Genomic DNA, 5,000 nt, shown 5'->3' with positions numbered 1-5,000 from the left:
CCGAGTGACCTATCCATGGCCAGGTTGAAGCGGAAGTAAAATTCCGTGGAGGACCGAACCCGTTGGTGTTGAAAAACCATGGGATGAGCTGTGGATAGCGGAGAAATTCCAATCGAACTCGGAGATAGCTGGTTCTCCTCGAAATAGCTTTAGGGCTAGCGTCAGGTAATTGAGTAATGGAGGTAGAGCACTGAATAGGCTAGGGGCCATAGTGGTTACTGAACCTTATCAAACTCCGAATGCCATCTACTTGTATCCTGGCAGTCAGACTGCGAATGATAAGATCCGTGGTCAAAAGGGAAACAGCCCAGATCATCAGCTAAGGTCCCAAAGTGTAAGTTAAGTGGTAAAGGATGTGGGATTTCTAAGACAACTAGGATGTTGGCTCAGAAGCAGCCACTCATTCAAAGAGTGCGTAATAGCTCACTAGTCAAGAGATCCTGCGCCGAAAATGTCCGGGGCTCAAACTTACCACCGAAGCTATGGGCTCGAAAGAGCGGTAGAGGAGCTTCCTATATTGGCTGAAGTCGTACCGTAAGGAGCGGTGGACGATATAGGAGTGAGAATGCTGGCATAAGTAGCGACAAACAGGTGAGAATCCTGTTGGCCGAAAATCTAAGGTTTCCTGAGGAAGGCTCGTCCGCTCAGGGTTAGTCGGGACCTAAGCCGAGGCCGAAAGGCGTAGGTGATGGACAATCGGTTGATATTCCGATACCGCCATTTTCCGTTTGAGAAATGGGGTGACGCAGAAGGATAAGATGTGCGCACTGTTGGATGTGCGTCTAAGCACTTAGAGTGATTGAACAGGCAAATCCGTTCAATCTTAAGCTTGAGGTGTTATGGGGAGCGAAATTTTAGTAGCGAAGTATCTGATTCCACACTGCCAAGAAAAGCCTCTATCGAGGAAGATGGTGCCCGTACCGCAAACCGACACAGGTAGATGAGGAGAGAATCCTAAGGCCAGCGGAAGAATTGTTGTCAAGGAACTCGGCAAATTAACCCCGTAACTTAGGGAGAAGGGGTGCCTGCGAGAGCAGGCCGCAGTGAATAGGCTCAAGCAACTGTTTAGCAAAAACACAGGTCTCTGCTAAAGCGAAAGCTGATGTATAGGGGCTGACGCCTGCCCGGTGCTGGAAGGTTAAGGGGATTGGTTAGCGTAAGCGAAGCCTTGAACTTAAGCCCCAGTAAACGGCGGCCGTAACTATAACGGTCCTAAGGTAGCGAAATTCCTTGTCGGGTAAGTTCCGACCCGCACGAATGGCGTAATGATTTGAGCACTGTCTCGACAACAAATCCGGTGAAATTGTAGTGGGGGTGAAGATGCCCTCTACCCGCGATTGGACGGAAAGACCCCGTAGAGCTTTACTGTAGCTTAGCATTGAATTTCGGTATTGTCTGTACAGGATAGGTGGGAGACTTAGAAATAGGGGCGTCAGCTTCTATGGAGTCGTCCTTGGGATACCACCCTGACAGTATTGAAATTCTAACCGGAGGCCATGTATCTGGTCACGGGACATTGTTAGGTGGGCAGTTTGACTGGGGCGGTCGCCTCCTAAAATGTAACGGAGGCGCCCAAAGGTTCCCTCAGCGCAGTTGGAAATTGCGCGCAGAGTGCAAAGGCATAAGGGAGCTTGACTGCGACACATACAAGTGGAGCAGGGACGAAAGTCGGGCTTAGTGATCCGGTGGTTCCTCGTGGGAGGGCCATCGCTCAACGGATAAAAGCTACCTCGGGGATAACAGGCTGATCTCCCCCAAGAGTCCACATCGACGGGGAGGTTTGGCACCTCGATGTCGGCTCGTCACATCCTGGGGCTGAAGTCGGTCCCAAGGGTTGGGCTGTTCGCCCATTAAAGTGGCACGCGAGCTGGGTTCAGAACGTCGTGAGACAGTTCGGTCCCTTTCCGTCGCGGGCGTAGGAAATTTGAGAGGAGCTGTCCTTAGTACGAGAGGACCGGGATGGACCAACCTCTGGTGCACCAGTTGTCATGCCAATGGCATAGCTGGGTAGCTATGTTGGGACGGGATAAACGCTGAAAGCATCTAAGCGTGAAGCCCACCTCAAGATTAGATTTCCCATAGCGTAAGCTAGTAAGACTCCTGGAAGACTACCAGGTTGATAGGTCAGAGGTGTAAGCGTGGTAACATGTTAAGCTGACTGATACTAATAAGTCGAGGGCTTGACCAAATAATTAACACTGTGCAATTTTGAAAGAACAATAATCTGGTGATTATGGCTCAAAGGTAACACCCCTTCCCATTCCGAACAGGACGGTTAAGCTTTGAAGCGCCGATGGTACTGCAGGGGAAGCCCTGTGGAAGAGTAGGTCGTCGCCAGGTAAGATATGATTTACTAGCTCAGTTGGTAGAGCACATGACTTTTAATCATGGTGTCCGGGGTTCGATTCCCCGGTAGATCACCAAAAAACATCACTTTTTTAAGTGATGTTTTTTTATTTAGGAAATTATAAATTTTTTTTAAGAATTCATAAGCATTCATCGATCTGAAGTTAAATAAATTCAGTGAATTATAAGTTTATATAAAATCGTACCATGAAAATTGAGAGTTTATTACTGAAATGAAAGCTTTTATATAATATATACATTTGTTTTAATTTACAAAAATAAGTATTAATATAAAAATATGTGATAAATATTTTTATAACTTAAGTAAAATGTGGGTAACATATAACTAGTACTATTGTAAGTAAAATTAAAATAATTGTATTGTTATGTGATTTTACAATATCAATTCGGAGGTTATATTTGTGAAATTTATAAATAAAATGATAATAGTCTTATTAGTAGGGGTAGTTATATGTTGCGTTGGTTGTTCTAATGAAAAGAAAAAGAAACCTGAAAATGCAGTATCAGTAATAAGAAATATAGAATACAAAAATCAATAAATTTTACAAAATAAATTAGTATAATATCTATAATAAAAAAACCAGGATTAAAATCCTGGTTTTTTTATTATAGAAAATTTACAAAAAACTCTGTTGTTTATCTTGGTAGTAGTTTATTGATTTGTACTGCAAGGTATTAAAATTTTTTGACCTTCTTTTATCATATCAGAATTCTGTAAATTATTTAGTTCTACAATTTGGTTTATACCACTAACTGGGGAACACCATGTAATATAATGTTTTGCAATTTTATATAATGTATCTCCAGGCTTAATTAAGTACGTAAGAGATTTATGATTGTTATAAGTAGAGTTATTATGTATCTCCTTAGACTTTGAATTATAAGTTGGAATTAATATTTTTTCCCCATAACTAAGTTGTGAGCTTGTATTTATTTTATTTATACTTTGTAGAGTTTTTACTGCTTCTTTAATATCACAATGAGACATATGATGACGAGCTATATTGAATAGAGTATCTCCTTTTTTTACCTCATATTTTATGAAACTTTCACTTGGTTTATTATTGTAATCTTTAGTATCTTTCATTTTGATATCTTCATCAGATACTATAAATGGATCAATTAATTCTTCTTTTTTTAAGTTTGTGTGTTTATTTGTGTGTTTAGTAGTAGTATTTTTAGAATAATTATTATATGAATTTTGTTCGTTACCAGGCAAATTAGAATTAGCTATAGGTGTAAGAAGATTATAGACAGTATAACAAATAGAAACAAGTATAAATACAGTACAAATAGTTAATATTATTTTATGCAATTTCATTTTAGCAACTCCTTTCTTATATATATTTACTATATTTTCCCAAAATATAGGTTTTATACAAAAAAATGAAAAATAATCTCTAAAATAGTATTAACTTCAGAGATTATTTTTTTGAATTATTAAAAATATATATTAGTCAAAAAGTAAGTAATAGGTATATATAATTCTTACAGGATCATTTATATGTCTTAGATTGAATAATTTATTTTTAGATGATATTTTGTGTTTCAAATTTTTTATATATTTTTTTTTGGTTTTAGAATTGAATGATAAAAATTCAGAATACTCTTTTTTTACTAAGCTTAATTTAGTAAGTTCACAATGATTAACATTATGAATGTATTTTTTTAATGCGTTAGCCCATAAATATAGATGCATACTCATAATACTCCATGTATTTGAATCTAAATTCATTTTTATAGCTGATTGAAGAAAAAGTTTTTGAAATTTTTCTAACTTTTTTGGAGTCCTATTATGTTCATAATTTAAGTCCACAATAGAAAAATAAAATAATGTTTTTAGAATGTCATTAAGCACTTTATTCACATTCACACTAGGAAGATTTTTTAGAGAAAGCTCTAAAGAAATACTTTGGAGTATATACTTAGATACTGTTTTAAAAGTATTTAAGTCATCAAAAGTTGTAACTAAATAATATAAGTCATAAATATTTTTATAGAAGCTATCTAGCTTGAAGGTTTCAAGACCAACAGAATTAATAGCAAAAGTAAGAAGTTTATCACTAATTAGCGTATTATGACATATACATAAGGGAGAATAATTTAAATTCATTCCAAAAGTTTTACAATTTAAAGGTTTATACGTGTGCAATGGGTTTATATCTATAAATAAAAAATCAAATTTTAAAGAAGGATTTTTTATTTTTTTATTAGGTCTAAAGTGAAATGGAAGTTCTAACATAAAAGTAGCCATAGGTAAAGTTTTACCTTTTGCAGGTGTATATTGATAAAATGAAGTTTTAATTTTATAAGAAGAAAATTCTTGCTTTATAGAAGTTAAAATTTTAATGATGTCAGAAGAAGATAAATTAGTTAAAAAATCTATATCAGCAGTGCACCTTTGAACATGGAGAGGAAGATAAAGTTGCGTACAAGCTCCTCCCTTAAGAATACAATTATCGCTACATTTTCTTTGAAATTGTCCTATAAGTTCGTATACCCATAGATGTTTCTCTAATATATAATTTCTATAAAAACCATATTTACTAGCAACATTAGCTATAGAATGTTTATCAAAAATATCATATTCATGAATTAGTGGAGAAGATAATTTATTATTCATACATAACACC

3 protein-coding genes, 1 tRNA gene and 2 rRNA genes (1 of these 6 running past the window's edge) are annotated in these 5,000 nt (G+C 36.4%); 4 read left to right on the top strand and 2 right to left on the bottom strand.

Translation table 11 applies throughout. The features are described 5' to 3' along the window. The 4 genes from ACFIJ5_RS17640 to ACFIJ5_RS17625 all read left to right on the top strand — a co-directional run. A 23S ribosomal RNA gene (locus tag ACFIJ5_RS17640) occupies positions 1–2,188 on the top strand; it begins 711 nt to the left of the window's first position. 35 nt (positions 2,189–2,223) lie between these two features. Further along, a 5S ribosomal RNA gene (gene rrf / locus ACFIJ5_RS17635) occupies positions 2,224–2,340 on the top strand. A gap of 7 nt (positions 2,341–2,347) precedes the next feature. Beyond that, positions 2,348–2,423 (top strand) — tRNA-Lys (locus ACFIJ5_RS17630). A gap of 345 nt (positions 2,424–2,768) precedes the next feature. Beyond that, entirely contained in the window at positions 2,769–2,906 is a 138-nt protein-coding gene (locus ACFIJ5_RS17625) for a hypothetical protein (RefSeq protein WP_379809397.1), read from the top strand. A gap of 113 nt (positions 2,907–3,019) precedes the next feature. Here ACFIJ5_RS17625 and ACFIJ5_RS17620 read toward each other — a convergent pair whose 3' ends face one another. Together ACFIJ5_RS17620 and ACFIJ5_RS17615 are read right to left on the bottom strand one after the other, a co-directional pair. After that, positions 3,020–3,688 carry a LysM peptidoglycan-binding domain-containing protein gene (locus ACFIJ5_RS17620; RefSeq protein WP_379809395.1) on the bottom strand — a complete coding sequence of 223 codons (669 nt, stop codon included), beginning with the start codon at positions 3,686–3,688 and terminating at the stop codon, positions 3,020–3,022. Positions 3,689–3,820: 132 nt separating this feature from the next. Then, entirely contained in the window at positions 3,821–4,990 is a 1,170-nt protein-coding gene (locus ACFIJ5_RS17615) for a nucleotidyl transferase AbiEii/AbiGii toxin family protein (RefSeq protein ID WP_379809393.1), read from the bottom strand. Between the last annotated feature and the right edge of the window lie 10 nt (positions 4,991–5,000).

The organism is Haloimpatiens myeolchijeotgali, from assembly GCF_042688525.2.
Lineage (GTDB): Bacteria > Bacillota > Clostridia > Clostridiales > Clostridiaceae > Haloimpatiens.
The sequence above is the reverse complement of the archived record's forward strand: the minus strand, read 5'-3'. Positions and strand labels throughout refer to the sequence as shown.